The organism is Pseudomonas sp. A1230 (genome assembly GCF_044218825.1).
In the GTDB taxonomy this organism is placed as follows: Bacteria; Pseudomonadota; Gammaproteobacteria; order Pseudomonadales; family Pseudomonadaceae; genus Aquipseudomonas; species Aquipseudomonas iridis.
In genome coordinates this window covers 1,896,434-1,918,791 of record NZ_CP162582.1, presented here as the reverse complement: position 1 = coordinate 1,918,791, position 22,358 = coordinate 1,896,434, and the positions used below count along the sequence as shown (strand labels likewise).

The 22,358-nt window shown below is 58.5% G+C and carries 25 protein-coding genes and 1 pseudogene; 17 read left to right on the top strand and 9 right to left on the bottom strand.

The window, feature by feature from the left end; all coding sequences use genetic code 11:
• Positions 1 to 8: 8 nt before the first annotated feature.
• From AB4P97_RS09185 to AB4P97_RS09165, 5 genes are all read right to left on the bottom strand, one after another.
• On the bottom strand, positions 9 to 341 hold the full coding sequence (locus AB4P97_RS09185; protein ID WP_395602501.1) for a phage holin family protein: 333 nt from the start codon (positions 339 to 341) through the stop codon (positions 9 to 11).
• Positions 342 to 870: 529 nt separating this feature from the next.
• The gene (locus AB4P97_RS09180) at positions 871 to 1,230 is read right to left on the bottom strand and encodes a hypothetical protein (protein WP_008086750.1); all 360 of its coding nucleotides are present in this window, start codon (positions 1,228 to 1,230) and stop codon (positions 871 to 873) included.
• Entirely contained in the window at positions 1,223 to 3,442 is a 2,220-nt protein-coding gene (locus AB4P97_RS09175) for a VapE domain-containing protein (protein ID WP_395602500.1), read from the bottom strand. The genes AB4P97_RS09180 and AB4P97_RS09175 overlap by 8 nt, the downstream gene beginning before the upstream one ends.
• Positions 3,432 to 3,656, bottom strand: coding sequence for a TraR/DksA family transcriptional regulator (locus AB4P97_RS09170; protein ID WP_395602499.1), 225 nt, complete (start codon positions 3,654 to 3,656; stop codon positions 3,432 to 3,434). Before AB4P97_RS09170 ends, AB4P97_RS09175 begins: the two co-directional genes overlap by 11 nt.
• Entirely contained in the window at positions 3,649 to 4,167 is a 519-nt protein-coding gene (locus AB4P97_RS09165) for a phage regulatory CII family protein (protein ID WP_139053677.1), read from the bottom strand. Before AB4P97_RS09165 ends, AB4P97_RS09170 begins: the two co-directional genes overlap by 8 nt.
• 645 nt (positions 4,168 to 4,812) lie before the next feature.
• Between AB4P97_RS09165 and AB4P97_RS09160 the strand changes: the two genes are divergently transcribed.
• The 11 genes and pseudogenes from AB4P97_RS09160 to AB4P97_RS09110 all read left to right on the top strand — a co-directional run bounded on the left by AB4P97_RS09160 (position 4,813) and on the right by AB4P97_RS09110 (position 13,226).
• Positions 4,813 to 5,550, top strand: a complete 738-nt coding sequence (locus tag AB4P97_RS09160) for an XRE family transcriptional regulator (RefSeq protein WP_395602498.1) — start codon at positions 4,813 to 4,815, stop codon at positions 5,548 to 5,550.
• 77 nt (positions 5,551 to 5,627) lie between these two features.
• A complete protein-coding gene (locus AB4P97_RS09155) occupies positions 5,628 to 5,807 on the top strand; it encodes a hypothetical protein (protein WP_395602497.1) in 180 nt (59 codons plus the stop codon).
• The gene (locus AB4P97_RS09150) at positions 5,804 to 6,394 is read left to right on the top strand and encodes a hypothetical protein (RefSeq protein ID WP_395602496.1); all 591 of its coding nucleotides are present in this window, start codon (positions 5,804 to 5,806) and stop codon (positions 6,392 to 6,394) included. Before AB4P97_RS09155 ends, AB4P97_RS09150 begins: the two co-directional genes overlap by 4 nt.
• 10 nt (positions 6,395 to 6,404) lie before the next feature.
• Positions 6,405 to 6,686 carry a phage antirepressor KilAC domain-containing protein gene (locus AB4P97_RS09145; protein WP_395602495.1) on the top strand — a complete coding sequence of 94 codons (282 nt, stop codon included), beginning with the start codon at positions 6,405 to 6,407 and terminating at the stop codon, positions 6,684 to 6,686.
• Between the two features lie 137 nt (positions 6,687 to 6,823).
• Positions 6,824 to 7,219 carry an AlpA family phage regulatory protein gene (locus tag AB4P97_RS09140; protein WP_395602494.1) on the top strand — a complete coding sequence of 132 codons (396 nt, stop codon included), beginning with the start codon at positions 6,824 to 6,826 and terminating at the stop codon, positions 7,217 to 7,219.
• A complete protein-coding gene (locus AB4P97_RS09135; protein WP_395602493.1) occupies positions 7,216 to 7,593 on the top strand; it encodes a pyocin activator PrtN family protein in 378 nt (125 codons plus the stop codon). Before AB4P97_RS09140 ends, AB4P97_RS09135 begins: the two co-directional genes overlap by 4 nt.
• Positions 7,590 to 8,057, top strand: a complete 468-nt coding sequence (locus AB4P97_RS09130; protein ID WP_395602492.1) for a hypothetical protein — start codon at positions 7,590 to 7,592, stop codon at positions 8,055 to 8,057. Before AB4P97_RS09135 ends, AB4P97_RS09130 begins: the two co-directional genes overlap by 4 nt.
• Positions 8,054 to 8,833, top strand: a pseudogene (locus AB4P97_RS09125) (DNA cytosine methyltransferase). The gene AB4P97_RS09130 and the pseudogene AB4P97_RS09125 overlap by 4 nt, the downstream one beginning before the upstream one ends.
• 177 nt (positions 8,834 to 9,010) lie before the next feature.
• Positions 9,011 to 10,204 carry a tyrosine-type recombinase/integrase gene (locus AB4P97_RS09120; RefSeq protein ID WP_395602491.1) on the top strand — a complete coding sequence of 398 codons (1,194 nt, stop codon included), beginning with the start codon at positions 9,011 to 9,013 and terminating at the stop codon, positions 10,202 to 10,204.
• Between the two features lie 20 nt (positions 10,205 to 10,224).
• Positions 10,225 to 11,811 carry an ABC-F family ATPase gene (locus AB4P97_RS09115; RefSeq protein ID WP_080896013.1) on the top strand — a complete coding sequence of 529 codons (1,587 nt, stop codon included), beginning with the start codon at positions 10,225 to 10,227 and terminating at the stop codon, positions 11,809 to 11,811.
• Positions 11,812 to 12,038: 227 nt separating this feature from the next.
• Positions 12,039 to 13,226, top strand: a complete 1,188-nt coding sequence (locus AB4P97_RS09110; protein ID WP_395602490.1) for an MFS transporter — start codon at positions 12,039 to 12,041, stop codon at positions 13,224 to 13,226.
• A gap of 100 nt (positions 13,227 to 13,326) precedes the next feature.
• On the opposite strand, the gene AB4P97_RS09105 is transcribed toward AB4P97_RS09110, so the two are convergent.
• Both AB4P97_RS09105 and AB4P97_RS09100 read right to left on the bottom strand, forming a co-directional pair.
• Positions 13,327 to 14,364 carry a dienelactone hydrolase gene (locus tag AB4P97_RS09105; RefSeq protein ID WP_200614542.1) on the bottom strand — a complete coding sequence of 346 codons (1,038 nt, stop codon included), beginning with the start codon at positions 14,362 to 14,364 and terminating at the stop codon, positions 13,327 to 13,329.
• Between the two features lie 237 nt (positions 14,365 to 14,601).
• Complete coding sequence (locus tag AB4P97_RS09100; protein WP_047301015.1) at positions 14,602 to 15,213, bottom strand: FMN-dependent NADH-azoreductase; 612 nt, start codon at positions 15,211 to 15,213, stop codon at positions 14,602 to 14,604.
• Between the two features lie 128 nt (positions 15,214 to 15,341).
• On the opposite strand from AB4P97_RS09100, the gene AB4P97_RS09095 reads away from it, so the two are divergent.
• Positions 15,342 to 16,250, top strand: coding sequence for a LysR substrate-binding domain-containing protein (locus AB4P97_RS09095; RefSeq protein ID WP_047301013.1), 909 nt, complete (start codon positions 15,342 to 15,344; stop codon positions 16,248 to 16,250).
• The gene (locus AB4P97_RS09090; protein ID WP_042559061.1) at positions 16,247 to 16,606 is read left to right on the top strand and encodes an MmcQ/YjbR family DNA-binding protein; all 360 of its coding nucleotides are present in this window, start codon (positions 16,247 to 16,249) and stop codon (positions 16,604 to 16,606) included. Before AB4P97_RS09095 ends, AB4P97_RS09090 begins: the two co-directional genes overlap by 4 nt.
• A gap of 139 nt (positions 16,607 to 16,745) precedes the next feature.
• On the opposite strand, the gene AB4P97_RS09085 is transcribed toward AB4P97_RS09090, so the two are convergent.
• Together AB4P97_RS09085 and AB4P97_RS09080 are read right to left on the bottom strand one after the other, a co-directional pair.
• Entirely contained in the window at positions 16,746 to 17,174 is a 429-nt protein-coding gene (locus tag AB4P97_RS09085; protein ID WP_047301011.1) for a DUF1294 domain-containing protein, read from the bottom strand.
• Entirely contained in the window at positions 17,171 to 18,001 is an 831-nt protein-coding gene (locus tag AB4P97_RS09080) for an undecaprenyl-diphosphate phosphatase (protein WP_395602489.1), read from the bottom strand. The genes AB4P97_RS09085 and AB4P97_RS09080 overlap by 4 nt, the downstream gene beginning before the upstream one ends.
• Before the next feature lie 303 nt (positions 18,002 to 18,304).
• Between AB4P97_RS09080 and AB4P97_RS09075 the strand changes: the two genes are divergently transcribed.
• The 4 genes from AB4P97_RS09075 to AB4P97_RS09060 all read left to right on the top strand — a co-directional run bounded on the left by AB4P97_RS09075 (position 18,305) and on the right by AB4P97_RS09060 (position 22,357).
• Entirely contained in the window at positions 18,305 to 19,939 is a 1,635-nt protein-coding gene (locus AB4P97_RS09075) for a methyl-accepting chemotaxis protein (RefSeq protein ID WP_273877006.1), read from the top strand.
• Between the two features lie 536 nt (positions 19,940 to 20,475).
• Positions 20,476 to 21,039: a nicotinamide riboside transporter PnuC gene (gene pnuC / locus AB4P97_RS09070; protein WP_210703564.1), complete on the top strand. Its 564-nt coding sequence runs from the start codon at positions 20,476 to 20,478 to the stop codon at positions 21,037 to 21,039.
• Complete coding sequence (locus AB4P97_RS09065) at positions 21,036 to 21,560, top strand: AAA family ATPase (RefSeq protein ID WP_395602925.1); 525 nt, start codon at positions 21,036 to 21,038, stop codon at positions 21,558 to 21,560. Before pnuC ends, AB4P97_RS09065 begins: the two co-directional genes overlap by 4 nt.
• A 347-nt stretch (positions 21,561 to 21,907) precedes the next feature.
• Complete coding sequence (locus AB4P97_RS09060; RefSeq protein ID WP_047301003.1) at positions 21,908 to 22,357, top strand: hypothetical protein; 450 nt, start codon at positions 21,908 to 21,910, stop codon at positions 22,355 to 22,357.
• Position 22,358: the final 1 nt, after the last annotated feature.

Below are 22,358 nucleotides of genomic sequence, written 5' to 3'. Positions count from 1 at the left end.
TCCCCGCGTCATGCCTTCGGTTCCGCCTCGCTCAGATCGAGCCGCTTAGCTACCCAGCGTTCGTACAAGCCGATGGCGACATCGGCGCCGGCCATCGCTGTTAGGCAACCCAAGGCGCCCGCCGTCCAGATCGACAGGCCCGCGCTGAACAGCAACATCATTGCTGACACGCCGCAGACGATGCAGGCGCCGGACCGAAGTGCGAGGCGGCGCAACAATGCCCAGCCTCGTGCCCCATCCTTGTCAGCGCGCCACATCTCGCCGGACACACCGCCAACCAGGGACAGGGCAATCACCATCCAGATCGGCATCTCTGCCAGTGCCTGTTGCTCGTTCGTCATTGCCCTGCCCCTTAAACAAAAAGACCCGGCGCGATGGCCGGGTCAGGTGGTGGGTGGCCTGCCGCGCTTTGCGGTCGCACCCATCGAAGATGGCCCCTTTTTACAGGTCGATTCTGGTGGCAGCAAGACCGTTTTAATGCCATCCGGTGAATGTGTGGGTGATGCCCGGTGAACGGCTGACGAATGTCGGCGAATATCTATCCCGGCTGGCCTTTGCTGTTGTGGCGTCCCATGCGTCCCACTTCTCTAAAACAAGGTGGGACGTCTGAAAGCCCCGCAGATTGGGGCTTTGCCCCACCGTCCTACTTTTATCTCTCTTTTCTCGTGTATAGAGAGAATATTTAAAAGCACGCGTGCGCGTGAACACGCGCATTGATGCCCGCTACGCATACACGGGCGGGAGGCATGAAAAAGGTGGGACGGTGGGACAGCCCAACAACGACGCGGCCTGCAGCCGTCCCACCACTGCTAAAATCAGTGGGACGGCCGCAGGTCGGTGGGACGGTGTAAGCCAGAGGAATGCCCGCGATCAAGCCGCTTCCCCCAGCAGGAAGTGCTCGACCACGATGTGAGCGTCATGCAGGCGCTGGTAGTAGAGGTTGCGTGTGCAGCCACTCTCAGCCAGACGCGCAGTCAAAGGTGCATCAGGCTGGAAGTAATGCACCCGGACCACCGTCATCAACTCGGGATCGAGACGTTTCTTGACGATGCGCTCGATGTCCAGAGAGGCTTCCAGCGGCACCCTGCTCCCGCGCCTGCCGCGCACGAGTTGACCACCGCTCTCCATCATCATGGCAACCATGTTACCGCCCGAGTAACCGGCGGCGACCTCATCGCTGTGCAGTTCCTGCGCCCATTGTTTGAGGGCCATATCGATCGCCTTAATCATCGAAGCACGGCTCCTTGAACTCGGTATGTTCCAGCGCAGGCACCCTGCCCCAATCCTCCGGTTTCTTGTACGCCCAAGGCCGCTGCCGGCTCTTGGTCAAAGCTCCCAGGCGGAAACGTCGCCAGCCCAGCCGGTGCATGATCGCACCGACCCGCATCTGTTCCGGTTTGCCCCAATGACCAGGATCGAGCTTGAGTGCCTGACTCATGATCTCGCTGCCGGTGGCGGTCTCGCCGATCTGCGACTCCTCCAGCCAGGTCAGAATGGGTCCTTCCCATTCATCGACGACAAATCGTTGATCCTGAGCTTCGGCAAACATCGGCGCTTCGTCCGGAGTTACCCACCAGAGGCCACCCGCCTCGTAGCTGAAGACCGCCTCAGCCCAGAGCTGGTCGCGGATCTCACGTAGCAACGGCAGGTCGACCTTCGTACAGGCCACCGGCCAATAACGACGGTTGCCGGTGGCATCCTTGAGGTATTCGTCCTGGTTGGTGGTGCCGACGAAGACACACTGGCGTGGCACGTCCATGGTTCTGCGGCCGTAGCTCTCGCGGTAAGTGTCGGTGGACGCGGAGAAGAACTGCTTGGCCTTGGTGCTCTCGGCTTTGTTGAAGCTGTCCAGCTCACCGAGCTCAACGATCCATTTACCGCGAATCGCCTGAAAGCCGTCCTTGTCGCCCAGGGCAAACGGGGTGTCCATAAACCAATCGCCACCGAGAATGCTCATGGCGGTCGACTTACCAGCGCCCTGTGCGCCTTCGAGGATCATCACCGAGTCAGCTTTGCAGCCAGGTTTCATCACCCGAGCCACGGCGGAGATCAACCAGCGTTTGCCGACTTTGGCGGTGTAGTCGCACGCGGGCACACCCATCACATCAGTGAGCCAGGCTTCGAGGCGAGGCACGCGATCCCATTCCAGCTTTTTCAGATACTCGCGCACCGGATGAAACGCGTGGTCATGTGCCACGACGCTCACCGCCTCGATAACGTGCGAAGACTTCACACGCAAGTTGTACTGCTGCGCGAGCCACTTCATCACCCGCATGTCGTCGATGTCAGCCCACTCACCGGTACCGCCACCATAGGGTGCCGCACGAAGCTTGACGATCTTCGAGCTGAAAGCGCTGTAGCTGATGACCCCAGCCCAACGCTCGTCATTGGCCAGTATCAATTCGACGTTCTGCATGTGCGCGATCAGGGCGCCGCTTTCACTGCGAGCAAGCTGGTCTTTCCAGCCACCGGCCGCTGGTGGACGCACCACTGCCAGTACCTGACGACGAACTGCGTCGAGACCTTCGGCTACGTGCAGGTCGTTGAAGTCAGTCCACTTGTCGTGACGCTCGACCGAGAAGATCGGCGCAACCACCTGGGCACCGACAATCAGGGCGGCATTGTTGGCCTTCTCTTCACCCGGGTTCCAGGCATCGCCGTTGGGCTTGGTGGTTTTCCAGTCGTCATCGCGGCAAATAATCAGCGGGCAACCGGCAAAACGCTCACGCATGGCCTTGCATACGGCCAGCAGGTTACCGGCGTCGAAGGCGACGGCCACGGTGAGCGAGGTCGCCATGTGCAGGCTGGCACCGGTGGCATAACCCTCACAGACCAGCACCGGCTCACCTGGCTCCGGATACGAGCCAAGCAGGTGGAACGCGCCCTCCTTTGCCATGCCGTAAGGCCAGTAGGATTTGTCGCGGCCGGTGTCCTCTTGCTTGCTGGGGAAAATGACCTGCAGACCCAGGAGCTGGTTGTGCGCATCGCTCATCGGCACCAACACGGCGCCGGTGCGTGGCGCGTAACGGACCTTGATGCCAACGATCTGTTTACGGTCCAGGTAGTCGCTGCGCCCGGTGGTCGGCATGCGCTCGAACAAACTTTGCGCTCTCTTCGCGGCCCGCCGCGCAGCGTTATTCGCGATTTCGGCGGCGCGGCGCTTGGCTTCTTCCTGGCGGGCACGCATCACTTCACGTTCTTCCGGCGACATGCGACCGGCCTTGACCTTGATCTTCTGTGTCTCGCCCGAACGCCAGTCACCGAAGGCGCCGAATATCAGCGTGTCGCACTTCTCCGTGCGCTGCTCGTGAACCACGTACCAGCCGTTCTTTTCCTTGCCCTTGTCCTGCGATGTCTTGCAGCGCGTCAGCTTGCCGAACACCAGCGGTTGCGCTGGCTCCAGACCGTAATCGGCGAATTGGCCCAATACCTCATCGAGCATGCTGAATCCCCCGCTCAGAGAGGGACTGGCAGCTGATGCATTGCGAGCAACCCGGTTGAGCCAGGCGGCGTGCTTCCGGGATCGGGTCGTCGCAGGCTTCACAGAACAGCAAGGAATGGGCAGCGCTTTCGGCTTTGGAAGCGCTGCGCGCCGCCATGGCCTGATCGATGCGTTCCTGCACCAGGTCGTTAGCGAAATCGGCGATGTCAGCCACGATCAGCACCTCGCGTCGTCTGGTTGACGTAGGTGGCGCGGTTGAACAACCCGAGCAGCCCTTGAATGCCCCGGAACACCTGCAGGCGAATCGCAGCCAGTTCCTGATCAGTCACCACACCGTCGCCGATGCTCTTGGCCCACGTCTCGGCCAGATCAGCGACCTGGCGGAAGTATTCGGCGATGCCCGTCGTGAGGGTTTCCGGCATGTCATTAGTGTAGGTGTCGGCCAGTTCCTGCCAGACCGTGTCGCCGACCAGTGCATGCACCGCATCGAGAATGCGGCGATCCTTGGTCAGTTCGAGAATCTCGCCGAATTCCTGAATGTTGATGGAGTGGCTCGGGTGGGTCGGCGACAGTTTGTGCTGCAGTGTGGTCGAGTTACGACCGGTCGTGGCTGCGATGGCAGCAGCCCCGCCCGGATAATCGCGGGCAGCGTGATACAACGCTAAATCGAGCGGCAGGATTTCCCGCTGCGCCCGTTCCAGAGAACTCAGAGCAATTCGGCTCATGGCATTAATCCTAAAAGTTGCCAGTGCCGCGCGACAGAAGTTGGTGATACATTTGTCGCGTGGCTTGGTAAGGCCCAAAAGCCGGCGAGGTTCTCAAGACCAACACCGGCACCGTGCCGGGGCGAACAATCCGTTGCTCACCCCTGGCGCAACAGCTGCCAGCTCTGTGATAAGAACGGCAGCAACACCAAGGCTTCCGAGCCTTGGTAACGCGATGAAGGTCGGCGGCATGTGGTGTGCTCGCCTTTCGACATCGCGACCCGGCAGCATGTGGTGATGCTGTCGGGAGGAACAGGGCGACCTTAGGGTCGCCTTTTTTCTATGCCGTTTTATGCGGCGTAGATTTTCGAGGAAATACCTCGTCAAGAGTGCAAGATGCACCAAGCTCATTGAGCGAGCTTACGATCTCTCTACTCTCGGCGAGGCCGGGAGTCCGGCGACACGCTTCATAATTACTAATACGTGCCTGTGTCCAACCTAGTGCGTGTACCAAATCTCGTTGTTTGATGCCGGCCAGCTCCCGAAAGTGAGCGATTAGATTCATAACGTTCTCCAGTGACCCGGCACGCATCTTAAACACGATCCGCAGACATTTCAACACGTAAAGTGCTGATAAAAGATTTCACTGCGTGGTAAAAAAAGCATATGAACACACTCGGCTTACGAATCAGGCAGTACCGCAAAGCTAAGGGCATTAGCCAACAAGCTTTGGCGTTAGCATGCGGCTGGGAATCTCAATCTCGTATCGGCAATTACGAGAAAGGTGCCCGTCAACCAAACCTTCAAGACTTGGAAAAAATTGCACTCGCATTAGGCGTGCCATTTGCCGAACTGGTCGCAGGCGGAGATCATCCGGTCTCACCTGTCTCGGCCATTTCAGTGAGCCCGCAAGGTTATTCAGCCTCACGCCCTGTTAGGTCTGGAAACGCAGATCAGTCTGTCAGTAGCAGTATTGGATTGGCCAAGGACGGAAGAGTACCGGTGGTAGGAAATGCGCAGTTAGGAGATGAAGGCTATTTTGAAGCGCTTGATTTTCCGCCTGGACACGGCGACGGCTATCTGAATATCCACAGCGATGACCCCGATGCATATGGGCTTCGTGTTTCGGGTGACAGCATGATGCCTCGTATAAAGCATGGCGAATTTGTACTAATCGAGCCCAATAAAAGTTTCTACAGTGGTGATGAGGTCATGGTTCGGACGTCAGCCGGGCGCACTATGATTAAAGAGTTCATCTATCTGCGGGATGGCATGTACCGTTTAGATAGCGTGAATACTGATCATGAGATCATTCATTTGCCCGAGCATGAGGTAGAGGACATCCATCTTGTCGGCGGAATCCTCAAATCATCACGATTCATGCACAGCACTATCACGCCTTAATCACAATATGTATTGACACCAGCAAGCACGATGCGTGATATTTGCCTCACTCTTTATCACAGAGCGAGGCAATACCTATGCGCACCACCGCATCTCTGCATGTCCATCCGGCATGCGTCAGCAAACGCAAATTGATCGAACAGCTGCAGCTCTCCACGGGCTGCCTGGTCGTCATTCATAACAGCAAACCCAAGCTTGTTGCCAAGACCTGCCAGTCCTCTCCTGTTGATCCGAACGGCGGAGGGCACGCGGCATGATCAAGTACAAGATCGACAACCGCACCCTGCATTTGCTCAGCGCCCAGGTCAACCTGACCGAAACCTTCAACCACGTCTTGCGCACAGCGCCGAAGCGCGAGTGCCTAGCATTCCGTCTCAAGGCTGAACGGGGCACAGTGGAAAGCACTTTTGTCATCGAACTGGGCAGCGAACGCCACACGCTAACCCTGCCGAACGACAAGAAGATGCACCTCAAACTGGCCGACTTCATCGAAGAGATTGCCAACGGCCCGCTTGATACGAGCAACACAGGCGATCTGGCGCATCGCCCGCATGCCGATCGCCACTATGGTCGCTTCGAAGTCCAAGACAAGCAGCGGGTATTTGAGCTGATCCGCACCGGTGGTGTGTTGAGCCTCGACATGGGCTTCGACGTGCCCCTGCACGTCACTGTTCATCGGCCGCACACCCTCTCCTGCATCACCGCCATCCTCAGCATTGGCAATAAGAGTCCGCGTACCCGGTGTTTTACCGCGTGCGGTACCGATGTCGAGATCTACGGCAAGGTCAGCGAATCCATCAGCCAAATTGCTGCAGCGGCCACTCCTGCTGCACACGCAGCTTAAGGAGGACGCCGTGGAACGCACCCTCGCCCAAACAGCAACTCATCTCGGCCTGACCCGTCCCCAGCTCATCGCACGCATGCGGGAAAAAGGGCTGCTCAAGGGAAACCTGCCGGCAGACCTTAAACGCGATGGTGAGTATCTGCGGATCAAAGACAGCCCTTGGTACGACGAGAAATACGGCATGCAGTACAGCCAGTCGACCAGGGTCAAGCAATCCGGCATCCGCTGGCTAGCCGAGCAGTTGGACATTGATCTTCCCGCTCTTCCGGCAAACCGCCGTGACGTGGCCTAGGGAATACGCCCGCCAGATCGTCGCCATGCGTACACGCGAGGAGCGCAACGCCGCGCTCCTCGAAGTACCCGAACATCTGCGCGAGCTCACGAGACGCCACTGCCTGAACGCTTGGAATCATCCGAAAAGGAACAGAAATGATGAACAACGACCTTCTTGATTACCTATTGAAATCTTTACTGATACTGCCTCATGCAGATCGGACACCTCAGAACGTAAGAAACGTACTTAACCTGGCTGCTGAAGCCGCAGGCGGCACACCGCTACAGTCAGGCGAAGTCACAATCACTCCCAATCCAGCAGCGACGTTAATTCGGATTGAAGAAGTATCGAAGATTGTCGGACTAGCACGCTCGACGCTCTATAAGTTCTTAAGCGATCCCGACAATGACTTCCCGCGCCCGGTAAAGCTATCAGCAGCAACCGGAAAGGGCGCGTCCGTGGCATGGGTACTGGCAGAAGTACAACAATGGGCTCGTTCCCGACTGGCATTTCGCTGTGAATATGAAGCTCGAAAAGAGGCAAGAGCATGACTGCCAATCAGAGCGAGTTGCGCCTCATCTCTGCGCCCGAAACAGCCACCGTCGAAATGCTCTACCGCACCTTCGGGAATGTGCTGATCCCTCTGGAAAAAATACGGGAGGCCTATTTTCGCAATTTGAACTCTCAGCTATTTGTGACTGAGATCCACAACGGCAGGATTCAGCTTCCGATCACCACGGTCGACGCGAGCCGCAAGGCACTCAAATACATCCACATTCGGCACATGGCCTCGTTGATCGACATCAACGCCTACAAGGCTGATGAAGACATGCAGCGACAGCAGAACAGTCAACGCCATGTTGCGCCTACACCGCTGACGGCTTTCACCACTGGCCAACAACAATCCCAGGAGCACACCACATGATGACCCCAATACAAATCGGTGCACTCGTCATCCTGACAGTTCTGGCCGCCCTGTTGCTTTGGGGCGGTTACATCATGGGCCGCAGTGATGGTATGGAGACAGGTCTGCGCGAGGGTGAAGACATCCAGCGCGCCGCGAGCGCCAAAACCATCCGCGAGCTTCAAGCCTCCCTGCAGTTCATCCGGGCCGATCACACGCGTCTGGCACACACCTGCAAACGACTTGAAGCAGGTCCGCTGTTCGGCCCGGCCGAGCACCAGACGCTGATCGGCATCGGCGAGCTGCTGCGGATCGCCGCTGAGACCTTCAGCGCCTTTCGTACTGGCAAGAAACTCGAGCGTGATGCTTGGTCCCTGCGCGAACAGGTGCTTGCAATGACTCCGCAACCGCAGCCAGAAATCGAAGACAGCCTAGCCGGAAAACCACTCGCCATAGCCGAGAAAGTCACTGTGGAGGCTGCGTGAATGAGCTGGCTCTTTTCGCAGGCGCTGGTGGCGGAATACTCGGCGGCCACCTCCTCGGCTGGCGCACCATCTGCGCCGTTGAGCGTGATGCCTACGCCGCACAGATTCTGGCGCAACGACAAACCGATGGACTGCTCCCGCCTTTCCCGATTTGGTCTGACGTGTGCAGTTTTGACGGGCGACCATGGCGAGGCCTTGTTGACGTGGTTTCGGGAGGATTTCCTTGTCAGGACATCTCGGTTGCAGGCAACGGCCTCGGTATCGCCGGCGCCCGCTCCGGACTGTGGCGGCAGATGGCATGAATTACCGATGAGGTACGACCGCGCTACGTCGAACTGGAGAACTCACCATTGCTTGTGGGAAGAGGACTTGCCGTGGTGCTCGGTGACCTTGCCGAAATGGGGTATGACGCGCGATGGGGTGTTATCGGAGCGGCTGACCTCTGTGCCCCTCATCAGCGGGATCGGATCTGGCTCATCGCAGAAGACACGCGTCAGGCGGTGGCCAACACCGGTGGCGAGCATGGCAAAGGGATCCTCCCCTGCCGCACTGACTCGCCGATCCGGGGCCGACCGCTCGAACGATCGCTTGGATCACGCCGTGATGGCAATGGATGGTGGTCATCTGAACCCGGAATGGGCCGAGTGGCTGATGGGATGGCCCATCGGGTGGACCGACTTAAGGCCATTGGCAACGGACAGGTTCCAGTCGTGGCAGCAAGCGCATTCGAAGCGCTCCGTACACGCATAAGCGAGGGCAAATTTTATGACAAATAGCACGTTGGAAACGGTGCCTCATCCCGACGTTGATAAGGTTTCTGAGGAGGCTATGGCCCATATCTTGGGCATCTCCTTTAGGGCTCTTGCGACTCGTCGCGCACGCAAACAGATACCTGAAGGTGTCTGGAATAAGCAGGGGAACCGCATTATGTACAGCAGAAAAAGGTATGAAGAATGGCAAGAATCACAATGGATTTGCCCAGTGGAGTGGAAATCTTCCGCAAATCCCTCCGGATTCGTTTTACTTGGAATGGGGCCCGAAGATGCGAAACGCTCCCTTACCCCGCGACGCCGAAAGGTATTAAAGCTGCATCCCAACTACGCGATCAAGTAAGAAGCCTGATCAAGCTCGGCCTCTTGGATGATACCAAGTACGCCGAGCTGTTCCCCGGCTCGGTCGTTCTGCTAAACAGCATTCCGACGTTTCACGAGTACGCCCAGCTTTGGCTAGATGGTCGGGTTATTACTACCGGCACGCGCAACAACTACAAAGGCGCGCTCAACCTGTACTGGATTCCGCCACTGGCACTGATACGCCTCGATCAAATCACTCCCGCACTCCTACGCCGCGTTATTGCGGCCACGGAGTGGACGTCGCCTGGTGTTCGGCGTAACGCTCTGGTCAAACTCTCGACGATTTTGGAGGCGGCAGTTGCTGAAGATCTGATCAAGAAAAACCCGGCAACGACAATAGACCGCCCCAAGCGATCGCGAAAGGAGATCAGCCCATTCTCCCTAGACGAAGCCAACAGCATTATTGCCCACCTGTATCAGACGACACACTGGCCGAGCGGGATCTACGCCGCGTTCTTTGAGTTCGCATTCTTCACCGGGCTGCGACTGTCGGAAGTCGCGGCGCTGCGCTGGGATGCGGTCGACTTGGTGAAACGTCAGGTTCATGTCTGCCGCACCGTGGCTCTTGGCCTCGTCGAGGAGCGAACCAAGACCGGCAAGGACCGCTTTGTTCTGCTGAATGAACGAGCCCTCCACGCCCTCGAGTTCGCCCGTCAATACGCAGAGCGTCGCGCAAATGGCATCGGCAAGATCAAAACCACGCCTTACGTGTTCCCGCCTTCGAAGAACAGCGAGTACATCAAACAGACCTCGGACCTGCACAAACAATGGAGGCCAGCTCTGAAGGCGCTAGCGATGCCTTATCGGCCGCCGTACAACTGCCGTCATACTTATGCGACAATATGCTTAATGTCCAACATGAACCCCGCATTCATCGCTCAGCAACTTGGCCACAGCGTCCAAATGTTGCTGACGACGTATGCGCGTTGGCTCAACTCAAGCTCAGACTGGGGGGAGCTGGAAAAGCTCCAGATTGGTATCAAAACGGTATCAGGCAAAAAAGACCAGCTCTAAACCATTGATAGGTAAGGTAATTGATCTCCACAGCTAACATCACGATGCAGTTCGGCGCCAAGCCGCTCTTCGAAAACGTTTCCGTCAAATTTGCCGCGGGTAACCGTTATGGCCTGATCGGCGCCAACGGTTGCGGCAAGTCGACCTTCATGAAAATCCTCGGCGGTGACCTTGACCCGACGGGTGGCCAGGTCATGCTCGAGCCGAATGTACGCCTGGGTAAGCTGCGCCAGGATCAGTTCGCCTACGAAGAATTCACCGTGATCGATACCGTGATCATGGGTCACGAAGAGCTGTGGAAGGTCAAGGCCGAGCGCGATCGCATCTACTCGTTGCCGGAAATGTCTGAAGAAGACGGCATGGCCGTGGCCGAGCTGGAAACCGAATTCGCCGAAATGGACGGCTACACCGCCGAATCCCGTGCCGGTGAACTGCTGCTGGGCCTGGGTATCGGCATCGAGCAGCACTTCGGCCCGATGAGCGAAGTGTCGCCAGGCTGGAAACTGCGCGTGTTGCTGGCTCAGGCACTGTTCTCCGATCCGGAAGTGCTGTTGCTCGACGAACCGACCAACCACCTGGACATCAACACCATTCGCTGGCTGGAAAACATTCTGACCCAGCGTAACAGCCTGATGATCATCATCTCTCACGACCGTCACTTCCTGAACAGCGTGTGCACGCACATGGCTGACCTGGATTACGGCGAGCTGCGCCTGTTCCCGGGCAACTACGACGAGTACATGACCGTGGCGACCCAGTCCCGCGAGCAACTGCTGTCGGACAACGCCAAGAAGAAAGCACAGATTTCCGAGCTGCAATCGTTCGTCAGCCGCTTCTCGGCCAACGCCTCGAAAGCCAAGCAGGCCACTTCCCGCGCCAAGGCGATCGACAAGATCCAGCTGGCCGAGGTCAAGCCTTCGAGCCGCGTGAGCCCGTTCATCCGCTTCGATCAAAACAAAAAGCTGCACCGCCAGGCTGTCATGGTCGAGAAGATGGCCAAAGGTTTTGACGGCAAGCCGCTGTTCAAGGATTTCAGCTTCCAGGTTGAAGCCGGCGAGCGCGTAGCAATCATCGGCCCGAACGGTATCGGCAAGACCACGCTGCTGCGTACTCTGGTCAACGAGCTGACTCCGGATGCCGGTAGCGTCAAGTGGACCGATGCCGCCGAGCTGGGCTACTACGCCCAGGATCACGCGCACGACTTCGAAGACGACATGACCCTGTTCGACTGGATGGGTCAGTGGACTCAGGGCGAGCAAGTGATCCGTGGCACTTTGGGTCGGATGCTGTTCTCCAACGACGAAATCCTCAAGTCGGTGAAGGTGATTTCCGGTGGTGAGCAAGGCCGCATGCTGTTCGGCAAGCTGATCCTGCAAAAGCCGAACGTGCTGATCATGGACGAACCGACCAACCACCTGGACATGGAATCGATCGAAGCGCTGAACCTGGCGCTGGAAAACTACCCGGGCACGCTGATCTTCGTCAGCCACGACCGTGAGTTCGTATCGTCCCTGGCCACTCGCATCATCGAGCTGAGCCCGGACGGCGTGACCGACTTCAGCGGTACGTACGATGATTACCTGCGTAGCCAGGGTGTCGTATTCTAAAAAAGCAGCTTCGAGTTTTCAGCTGCTAGCTGCAAGTTAAGAGCCCTGTCCATGTGACAGGGCTTTTTGCATTTCAGGGTCAGTCATTTTTTGGTGCAGACACCTTCGCGAGCAGGCTCGCTCCCACAGGGGAATGCATTTCCGGAAAAATAGTTAGCCAGCTTCCTTTTATTCCACACCCACGCCATGATGCGAGTTCTCCCACCGCCGTCCGCGAACGAGTCCTCATGTCTGCGCAGCAACTGCCACCGCAACGCTCCATGGCGATCACCGTGCAGATCGTCTCTATCGTTTTCTATACCTTTATTGCCTTCCTCTGCATCGGACTGCCGATTGCGGTGCTACCGGGTTATGTTCATGAACAACTGGGTTTCAGCGCGATCATTGCCGGACTGGTGATCGGCTCGCAGTACCTGGCTACCCTGCTCAGCCGGCCGATGGCCGGGCGCATGTCTGACACCATCGGCACCAAACGGGCGATCGTGTATGGCTTGCTGGGGATTGTGCTCAGTGGCGCGCTGACACTGGTGTCAACGCTGCTGCAAAGCTATCCGCTGCCGAGCCTGTTGATTCTGATTCTCGGGCGATTGTTGCTGGGCATTGCGCAGGGGCTGATCGGTGTCGGCACCATCAGTTGGTGCATGGGCCAGGTCGGGGTCGAGCACACCGCCAGGTCCATCGGCTGGAACGGTATCGCGTCCTATGGCGCCATTGCGATTGGTGCGCCGCTGGGGGTGGTGATGGTGGCCGAATGCGGTTTCGCCAGCCTCGGTATTTCGCTGTCGGTATTGGCGGCGGGGGCGTTGCTGTTGATTCGTAACAAACCTTCGGTACCGGTGATACGCGGTGAGCGTCTGCCGTTTTGGGCCGTGTTCGGGCGGATTGCACCGTTCGGCGCGAGCCTCACGCTGGCCTCAATCGGCTACGGCACACTCACCACATTTATCACCCTCTATTACCTCAACCGCGGATGGAGCGGCGCGGCGTATTGCCTGACGGTGTTCGGGGTGTGCTTCATCGTGTCGCGGCTGATGTTTATTTCGGCAATCAGTCGATTCGGCGGCTTCACCTCGGCCATCGCCTGCATTGCCGTTGAAACCGTGGGGCTGGTGATGCTGTGGCTCGCGCCCTCCACCGCGTTTGCATTGATCGGCGCCGGACTGGCGGGGTTTGGCCTGTCGTTGGTGTATCCGGCACTGGGCGTGGAGGCGATCAAGCAGGTACCGAGTTCCAGTCGCGGTGCCGGGTTGAGTGCCTACGCGGTGTTCTTTGATCTGGCACTGGCGGTTGCCGGGCCGTTGATGGGGGCAGTGGCGTTGAATCTGGGGTATTCGTGGATTTTCTTCAGTGCGGCGCTGTTGTCGGTGACAGGACTGGGGTTGACCTTGATGCTCAAGCGCCGGGCAGTGGGTTGAAAAGCGGGATCAAAAGATCGCAGCCTTCGGCAGCTCCTACAGGGTGTACGCCATCCAAATGTAGGAGCTGCCGAAGGCTGCGATCTTTTGATCTTATGGGTTACTGATCCGCAGTCTGCATACCCGCCCGTGTAGGCCGGCCCAGGGCATGGGCGAAGAATCGGCCGGCCTCGGAAATCAGGTTGCGATGGATGTCTTTACGATCAACCCCATCGGCATCCGTGCACAACGCCGGCATGGCAATGATCTGCTCTTCGTTGCACGGCGCCATGAACACAAAGTGCCCTGCCCCGGCCAGCAATTTGAAGTCCGGTGCAGTCGGCAGTTTGCGCGCCAGTGCGGCAGCGTTTTTATCGAAAGCCACCAGCTTGTCGCCATCACCGCTGTACAGCAGCACGGGCACATGCACGTCAGCCAGCGTATGTCGGCCGAATTTCAGGCTGAGCGGCGCCATCAGCAACAAGGCATGCACGCGTGGGTCGGCCACCGGTTGCAAATCATCACGGTCAACAATGAGCTCGCCTTGGGTGTTGCAGGCATCGCGGTCGTCCGGGCGTTCCTGGCAATAGCGGCGCAGGCGATCCAGATCCGGTTGCGCCCCCGAGAGAATCAACGCTGTCTCGCCCCCGGCCGAATAGCCGATCACGCCGACCTGCTCAGCATTGACGAACGGCGCCAGCATGGGGTCGCCAAGGGTCGCAGTGATCGCTTCGGAAATCTGGATCGGCCGCCCGTAAAGATTGCTGAGGGTGCCGAGTCGGCTGTGATCCCTGGAATTGTCGCCGGGGTGAATCACCGCCACCACGACGAACCCCTTGCGCGCCAGTGACGTGGCAAGATCGTGCAGGGCCAGCGGCGTGCCGGTGTTGCCATGAGACAGCATCAGCATCGGGAATCGGCCAATGGCGACCTTGGTGTCTTCGCCGGCTTCGACCGAATAACCCTCGAGCAGGCTCAGGTGTTCACGGTCGCTGGAGGGATAGAACGCGATGGCGCGCATCGGTTGCAAGTCGAGCGGATCGAGGAACGTCATCTCGTGGTAACCAACGCTCCAGACAGGATGGCGCCCCGGCGCCGCCTGCACCGTAATCAGGCTGCCGAGCAGGCAAATCAGTAACGTTGCACAAAGACGTATCACCGGACGCCCCACCCTGTTGTGACTCAATCGTAAGATCCGTTGCAGTGTGAGACCAGAAAGCCGTGGATTCGGTGCGCAGGTCACGACATTGCACTCAGACGCTGATCGTTTGACAGCATAACCCGGGCCAGATTATGTAACAGCCAGAAACAAAAAACTCCGTATTTGGCCCTTGCGGAACCAGAATACAGAGTTTTTTGGGGACTACCTGAACATCAGCTGTTTTTTACGCAAGCCTTACGCGGCGGCGAACAGTTGCTCGCTGATCTTGGCTTGCGCGGCGGTCATGGCGTTGTTGCGCACTTCGTCACCGTACGCCAAGCCTTCGGCACGGACGATTTCGATGTCGGTGATGCCAAGGAAACCCAATACCAGCTTCAGATATTCTTCGTGGGCGATACCGCTGGCCTGGCCGGCGTGAATGCCGCCAGAGGTGGAAACGATCACTACTTTCTTGCCGCCGCACAGGCCTTCGGGGCCGGCTTCGGTGTAGCGGAAGGTTTGACCGGCAACGGCAACACGGTCGATCCACGCCTTGAGTTGGGTCGGTACGGTGAAGTTGTACATCGGTGCAGCGATCACTACAGCGTCAGCAGCGATGAACTCGGCCAGCGTCGAAGCGCTGAGGTCGGCTTCGTGTTGCTGTGCAGCGTTGCGCAGTTCAGCGGTGGTGCCGGCGGCAACCAGCGTGGTCGACGAGAAATGGCTGATGGCGTCAGCGGCCAGGTCGCGGTAAGTCACCACAGCGCTTGGCTCAGCGGCTTGCCAGGCTTTGACGACTTCGCTGCTCAACAGACGGGAAGCCGAGTTGTCGCCCAGAATGCTCGAATCGATATGCAGCAGTTTCATGTGGAATCCCCTGGAATGAATCGCCGGTGGCGACGGAATGGAGACAATCCTACGCAACAAACCAATAGCTGATTAGCCGCCAGCAATGCGATAGTTCGTCCCACTGATAGAACAGTTGGATATCAACCATGCAAGATCTCAACGATCTCTACTATTTCGCCAAAGTCGTCGAGGCTGGCGGTTTTGCGGCGGCCGGCCGTTTGCTGGGGATTCCCAAGTCACGACTGTCGCGGCGCATCGCCGAACTTGAAGAGCGTCTCGGTGCGCGTTTACTGCAGCGCACCACACGCCAACTCAACCTCACTGCGGTCGGCGAGCGTTATTTGCGTCACTGTCAGGCGATGCTGCTTGAAGCGGAAATGGCCGACGAAGCCGTCGCCAGCATGTCCAGCGAACCGCGGGGACGTTTGCGGGTGTCCTGCCCTACCGGCCTGGCGCATGAAATGCTGCCGTGGGTGATCAGCGACTTCCTCGGCAAATTCCCTCAGGTGCAACTTGAAGTGGTGCTCCTCAATCGTCGGGTCGATCTGGTCGCCGAAGGATTTGATGTTGCCCTGCGCGTGCGCGAGTTGGGCGATGAAGACCCGTTACTGGTCACGCGCCGTCTGCGTCAGGCGCAAATGGTGGTCGTGGCCAGCCCGACATTCATGCAAGGTCAGTCGATCAGCCACCCGCAAGACCTGAAGAACCTGCCGGTGCTCGGGGCGCTTGAGGCCGATCGGCTGGTGCATGTGCGTTTGCTCGATCAACAGGGCACCAGTTTCGAGCTGAGCATGGAAGCACGGCTGGGCATCGACGATTTTGTCGTGCGCAAGGCTTGTGTCCTGGCCGGCCAGGGCTTCACGTTACTGCCCATGATGTATTGCGAGGCCGAGCTGGAAAGCGGCGCGCTGGTGCAGTTGCTGCCAGAATGGTCGCTGCCCGGCGGTTGGCTGCAAGCGGTGTACCCGCATCGGCGCGGGGTCATGCCGGCGGTGCGTGCGTGGATTGATCACCTGGTCGAGTCGTTCAATGCCTGTGGGGAGCGGTTGTTATGAGCAAGGGAAAAATGAGCGAAGCGGACGTCGCCGCGTTTTGTCTGGCATTGCCCGGCGCGCGCGAGGACTACAAGTGGGGTGGCGTGCGCGTATTTTCGATTGCCGGCAACAAGATGTTTGCCTTGCAAGGGCTGCGTGGGGATTCGCTGGCGTTCAAGGTCGACAAGGATCTGTTTTTGGGCCATTGCGACCGCCCCGGGATTCATCCGGCTCCTTATCTGGCAAGGGCACAGTGGATCATCATGCATCCGCCCTACCCGCTGGGCACCGAGGAATTGCAAGGGTTGCTGCAACGGTCGCATCAGTTGGTGGTGAGCAAGTTGCCGAAGAAAACCCGCATCGGATTGCTGCTTTAACACCTCGCTATGGCTGCACGGTTGCTTGCCACTTCACCCCTGTAGGAGCTGCCGAAGGCTGCGATCTTTTGATCTTGATTTAAAAGCCAAGATCAAAAGATCGCAGCCTTCGGCAGCTCCTATAAGGGTTTGCGCGGGTTCAGATGAGGGATAACAGGTTCGAGCCGAGGAACAACTGGTCGATCCAGAACACCTGATGCAACACAACGATCACCCAGAACAGCACCTGAAACGACACCTTGCGCGTCTTGTGCCGGAACACCTGCTGGGCAATCAACGCACCCGGCCAGCCGCCAGCCAGTTCCAGCGCATGGAGGATGTTTTCCGGCGTACGCCACGCATCGTTGCGAGCCTTGCGCTTGTCCGCCCAGTACATGAAAAACGCCAACACGCTGACAATCCCATACGCCGCCAGCGGCACCAGAGAAATGCCGCTCAGCCACATCGACAGCGAGCCTGCCAACGGCAATGCGCAGACGATCAACAGGACGACCAGCTTCAGTTTCAGGTTCTGAATACCGCCACCGGACGGCCGACCTTCAGGGCGGCGCGCGCGCGAATCACTCATGCCTTGGCCGCCGACCAGTCCACCCAGCCGAACTGCCACGTCGCCAGAATCACCAGCCCGAACACAATCCGATACCAGGCGAATGCCGCGTAGCTATGGCTGCCGATGAACTTGAGCAGACCGCGCACGGCGATCATCGCGAAGATAAACGCGGTGACGAAACCGATGGCAAACACCGGGAAATCCGCCGGTACAAACAGATCGCGATACTTATAGCCCGAGTACACTGCGGCACCGACCATGGTCGGCATGGCGAGGAAGAACGAGAACTCGGTGGCTGTCTTGCGCGACAGGCCGAACAGCAGGCCGCCAATGATCGTCGAGCCGGAACGCGAAGTGCCGGGAATCATTGCCAGGCATTGGGCGAAGCCGATTTTAAGGGCGTCGCTCCAGCGAATCTCATCGACCGTTTCGGCATGCACCTCATGCTGACGCTTTTCCGCCCACAGCATGATCACCCCGCCCACCACCAACGCCGCCGCAACAGTGATCGGGTTGAACAGGTATTCGTGGATCAGGTCGGCAAAAATCACCCCCAACACCACGGCTGGCAAAAACGCGATCAGCAGATTAGCCGTAAAGCGCCGCGCACTTGGCTGGGACGGCAAGCCAATGACCACGTCGATAATCTTGCGGCGAAATTCCCAGACCACGGCGAGAATCGCGCCCAGTTGAATAATGATGTTGAACGCCATGGCCCGTTCGCCGCCGAAGTTGAGCAGGTCGGCAACAATGATCTGGTGTCCGGTACTGGAAATGGGCAAAAACTCCGTCAGCCCTTCTACAACTCCTAGTATCAATGCCTGCAAGGCGGTCCAAAGATCCATCAATCCCCCAAAGAGCGATGCACGCGGGCATGCCCCGATAGTATTTTTTACGTTCACTGCGATCAGCGTAGCTGGTTAATGCTGGATCGATTCCGCGCGCACAGGATCCCTACGAACGGGTCAAAATTCCGTGAAATATCAACTTCGATTCAGGTTTTCACGCGCGGGGCCGAAATCCTAACAGACAAGCCTTAATAGCGCTGCCGCGTTATACGACTTGGGTCGCGTAGGCCCGCTCGCGAAATCGTGATCGGATGCTGGCGGTCGTTAATTACAAGAAAAAGAATCCGGAGTGACAGCGTTATGAACAGCTTGCGCAGTGTGTCGATCAGCCGACGCTTGTGGCTCATCTTGATTGTGGCGGTGGTCATGTTGTTGACCTTGGGCGTGTTGATGCTCAAGCAGATCCACGACGACCTGTATCACGCCAAAGCCCAGAAAACCCAGCACGTGGTGCAGACCGCCAGCGGCCTGCTGACCTATTACCACGACCTGGAAACCGCCGGCACGCTGACTAAAGAGGCCGCGCAGAAACAGGCCCTTACTGCCATCCGTGGGCTGCGTTATGACCAGAGCGATTACTTCTGGATCAACGACCTGACCCCTGTGATGGTCATGCACCCGACCAATCCCAAACTCGAAGGCCAGAATCTTTCGGCCATCCGCGATCCGGACGGTTTTGCGGTGTTCAACGAGATGGTCGCGATTGCCCGGTCCAAAGGCGCCGGCATGGTCGACTACCGCTGGCCGAAACCGGGCGCCAGTGAGCCGGTGGCCAAGACCTCCTACGTCAAGCTGTTCGAACCGTGGGGCTGGGTACTTGGTTCCGGGGTTTACGTCGACGACGTGCAGGGCGAATTCCAGGGCCAGGTGATCAAGGCCACCGTTATCGGGCTGGCGATTGCCGTGATCATGGCTTTGCTGGTGATCCTGATCGCGCGCAGCATCGTGCGCCCCTTGCAGGAAACCGTGAACGCCATGGCCAACATCGCCAGCGGCGAAAGTGACCTGACCCGCAGCCTCGATACCCACGGCAAGGACGAAGTGACCGAACTGGCTCACCACTTCAATGCGTTTACCGCCAAATTGCGCCGGGTGATCGGTGAGTTGCAGGTGTCGGCCAGTGCGCTCGGTCAATCGTCCAGCGAGCTGGGCAACGATGCCTCGCAAGCCCAGCAACGTAGCCAGCAGCAATCGCAACAAATGGAACTGGTGGCCACCGCGATCAACGAGGTGACTTACGGCGTGCAGGACGTGGCGAAAAACGCCGAGCATGCGGCCACCGAAATGCGTGATGCCGAGGCGCAGGCGCAACAGGGCCAGATCAATATCGACGGCAGCCTGCAACAGATCGACAAGCTCTCGGGCACCATTGACCAAGCGGTCGAGGTGATTCGCACCTTGGCCACCGAAAGTACCCAGATCGGCAGCGTGCTGGAGGTGATTCGCTCGATTGCCGAGCAAACCAACCTGCTTGCCCTCAACGCAGCGATCGAAGCGGCACGGGCCGGTGAACAGGGTCGTGGATTCGCCGTGGTGGCGGATGAAGTGCGTTTGCTGGCGCAACGTACGCAGAAGTCGACAGCGGAAATCCAGTCGATGATCGAACGCCTGCAAAATCATTCCGAGGCGGCGGTGAAGGTCATCGGTGACAGCAGCAAGGCGTCGCAACTGACCATTGAACAGGCTGGGCTCGCGGGCGCGAGCCTGAATGCCATCGGCCAGGCGTTGCGCAACCTCAGTGGCCTGAACGCGTCGATTGCCAGCGCCACACTGCAACAGGCGCATGTGGTCGAGGACATCAACCAGAACGTTACCCAGGCGGCGGGGCTTTCTCACAGCACGGCCATGGCGGCGGAACAGTCGAGTGCGGCGAGCGTAAGACTTGGGCAGTTGAGCGAACAACTCAACGGCCTGCTGCGCCAGTTCCGCGTCTAGAACCACTCCCCTTGTGGGAGCGTGCCTGCTCGCGATAACGGTGGACCTGTCGATAGAGATGTCGCCTGCCCCACCGCTATCGCTGGCAAGCCAGCTCCCACAGGTTTTTGTGCAGTGCCATCTTCTGTGAGCACAACAAAAATCCCTGTGTGAGCTGGCAGGCTTTGGCGGCGTGCCACAAGCCTGAGCACCGCATAAATCCATGTGGCGGCTGGCAGGCTTTGCCGGTGTGTCACAAAGCCTGAGCACCGCATAAATACCTGTGGAAGCTGGCAGACTTTGGCGGTGTGCCACAAAGCCTGAGTGCCACATAAATCCCTGTGGCAGCTGGCAGGCTTTGGCGGCGTGCCACAAAGCCTGAGTGCCGCATAAATCCCTGTGGGAGCTGGCTTGCCAGCGATGGGGGCGCGACATTCAGCATCAGTGTTGAGTGGGCCGACACACTCGCCAGCAAGCTCACTCCTACAGGGTCCTTCAGTGTTCTGGCGAATACAGTACAATCCGCCACCTCTTTCAACTCCCCTCAAGGAACCCACATGTCCGGGCTTGAACTGTTTGCCGCCGCTCTCGGTGTCATCGCCGTGTGGCTGACGGTCAAACAGAATCCGTGGTGCTGGCCGATCGGGCTGGTCATGGTGCTGCTCTATAGCTGGATCTTCTTTGAAGTGAAGCTGTATTCGGACATGTTGCTGCAAGTGATCTACGCCGCCCTGCAAGTTTATGGCTGGTGGCAATGGACCCGCGCCGGGACGATGCATGACGGGCGTCAGGTCACGCGCCTGGATGCTCGCTCGATAGTTCTTGGCCTGGGTGTCGGCGCTGTCGGCAGTGTTTTGCTGGGTGCGGCCATGGCGCACTGGACTGACGCGGCGCAACCGTGGCTCGACGCGGCGCTCACCGGTTTCAGCCTGGTTGCGCAGTTATGGATGGCGCAGAAACGCCTGCAATGCTGGGCGCTGTGGTTCGTGCTGGATGTGATTTTTGTCGGCCTGTTCCTTTATAAGGGGCTTTACCTCACCGCGGGCCTGTACGCGCTGTTCACCGTGATTGCCATTCAGGGCTTTCGTGAATGGCGCGCCGACCCGGCACTGCGCACATGAAGGTCGTGGTGCTGACCGGCCCGGAATCCACCGGCAAGAGCTGGCTGGCGGCAGGCCTTGAGCAACAGTTTGGCGGTTTGCGGGTGGACGAGTACGTGCGCTGGTTTATCGAGCAAAATCCGCGTGACACCTGCCTGGCCGACATCCCCGAGATCGCCCGCGGACAACTGCAATGGGAAGATCAGGCGCGGGCGCAACAACCGGCGCTGCTGATTCTCGACACCCACTTGTTGAGCAATATTCTCTGGAGCCAGACCCTGTTTGGCGCGTGCCCGGACTGGCTGGAAGGCGAGTTGCTGGCGCGCCATTACGACCTGCACCTTCTGTTGTCCCCGGAACGCATTGACTGGACCGATGACGGTCAGCGCTGCCAGCCGGATCTGGATCAGCGCCTCACTTTCTTCCAGGCCACGCGCGATTGGCTGGAACAGCATCGGCAACCGTGCCAGATCATTCAGGGCGACTGGGCCGAGCGACAGGCCCAGGCCTTCGCGGCCGTTGCGCGCCTGTTGGCCGACTGACGGGGCGCCAGGCTCACTGTTTCACCCTGTTTTGGGGGAAGACTGTCCATTCCTGAAACACTCGCCCGAGTGCAGAGTGGCCGTTTTAACGCTATTCATCGCTTTGTCATGGCACTTGTTACGCCACTGATACACATCCCCGCAAACCCTTGTTCCAGAGCTTTGTTTAGCCAATTGACAGGCTGGCGAGACTGCGTGTGTTTCAACGCTGAAACACACTGTGCATCGACTCTGCGCGTTTTACTGATAACTCATTGGAAAATAACAACAATTCAAAAGCGGCACAGCTTTCGCTATCTCCTTCATAACGCTGACAAGGGCAGCCCACTGAAGAAGGAATTGCAGCCGTGGGGAATATCCAAAAAAGCATGACCTGCCTTCTGCTGATCGGATCAGCGGCTAGCGCGTTTATCAGTTTCAACGTTCAGGCCGAAGGCAATGGTGTGATCGTCCTAGATCGCGATGTTCAGCCTATCCCTATCGGTCGCAATGGCGGCAAAGACCCCTACCCGACGACCGTCAACGCCAACCCCTCCGCTCGAATCAATCAGACCCTGAGCAGCACTGAACTCAGTGACGGTGACTTCGCCGGGGTCGCCAGTGGTTCTTCGATACGCGGCAACATGAACACGCCTGCTTCGAACCTGCCGGGGATGAACACGCTGACCAACACCAACGGCTTGCCGGGCATGAGGACTGGCACCGGCGGCGGTGCCGGCGGCTCGATCTCCAATACCGTCAACCGTGCCATGAGCACTGGCCTGGCCCCCTTGACCCGCATGGCCGGAGGCCAATGAG

Coding starts and splice junctions, on each gene's coding strand:
- AB4P97_RS09095 (WP_047301013.1), top strand. CDS start 15,342: ATGCAAGATCTCAACGATCTCTACTATTTCGCCAAAGTCGTCGAGGCT.
- AB4P97_RS09185 (WP_395602501.1), bottom strand. CDS start 341: ATGACGAACGAGCAACAGGCACTGGCAGAGATGCCGATCTGGATGGTG.
- AB4P97_RS09130 (WP_395602492.1), top strand. CDS start 7,590: ATGATGACCCCAATACAAATCGGTGCACTCGTCATCCTGACAGTTCTG.
- AB4P97_RS09140 (WP_395602494.1), top strand. CDS start 6,824: ATGATGAACAACGACCTTCTTGATTACCTATTGAAATCTTTACTGATA.
- AB4P97_RS09075 (WP_273877006.1), top strand. CDS start 18,305: ATGAACAGCTTGCGCAGTGTGTCGATCAGCCGACGCTTGTGGCTCATC.
- AB4P97_RS09110 (WP_395602490.1), top strand. CDS start 12,039: ATGTCTGCGCAGCAACTGCCACCGCAACGCTCCATGGCGATCACCGTG.
- AB4P97_RS09180 (WP_008086750.1), bottom strand. CDS start 1,230: ATGATTAAGGCGATCGATATGGCCCTCAAACAATGGGCGCAGGAACTG.
- AB4P97_RS09080 (WP_395602489.1), bottom strand. CDS start 18,001: ATGGATCTTTGGACCGCCTTGCAGGCATTGATACTAGGAGTTGTAGAA.
- AB4P97_RS09135 (WP_395602493.1), top strand. CDS start 7,216: ATGACTGCCAATCAGAGCGAGTTGCGCCTCATCTCTGCGCCCGAAACA.
- AB4P97_RS09165 (WP_139053677.1), bottom strand. CDS start 4,167: ATGAGCCGAATTGCTCTGAGTTCTCTGGAACGGGCGCAGCGGGAAATC.
- AB4P97_RS09100 (WP_047301015.1), bottom strand. CDS start 15,213: ATGAAACTGCTGCATATCGATTCGAGCATTCTGGGCGACAACTCGGCT.
- AB4P97_RS09065 (WP_395602925.1), top strand. CDS start 21,036: ATGAAGGTCGTGGTGCTGACCGGCCCGGAATCCACCGGCAAGAGCTGG.
- AB4P97_RS09120 (WP_395602491.1), top strand. CDS start 9,011: ATGGCAAGAATCACAATGGATTTGCCCAGTGGAGTGGAAATCTTCCGC.
- AB4P97_RS09090 (WP_042559061.1), top strand. CDS start 16,247: ATGAGCAAGGGAAAAATGAGCGAAGCGGACGTCGCCGCGTTTTGTCTG.
- AB4P97_RS09085 (WP_047301011.1), bottom strand. CDS start 17,174: ATGAGTGATTCGCGCGCGCGCCGCCCTGAAGGTCGGCCGTCCGGTGGC.
- AB4P97_RS09160 (WP_395602498.1), top strand. CDS start 4,813: ATGAACACACTCGGCTTACGAATCAGGCAGTACCGCAAAGCTAAGGGC.
- AB4P97_RS09150 (WP_395602496.1), top strand. CDS start 5,804: ATGATCAAGTACAAGATCGACAACCGCACCCTGCATTTGCTCAGCGCC.
- AB4P97_RS09155 (WP_395602497.1), top strand. CDS start 5,628: ATGCGCACCACCGCATCTCTGCATGTCCATCCGGCATGCGTCAGCAAA.
- AB4P97_RS09175 (WP_395602500.1), bottom strand. CDS start 3,442: ATGCTCGATGAGGTATTGGGCCAATTCGCCGATTACGGTCTGGAGCCA.
- pnuC (WP_210703564.1), top strand. CDS start 20,476: ATGTCCGGGCTTGAACTGTTTGCCGCCGCTCTCGGTGTCATCGCCGTG.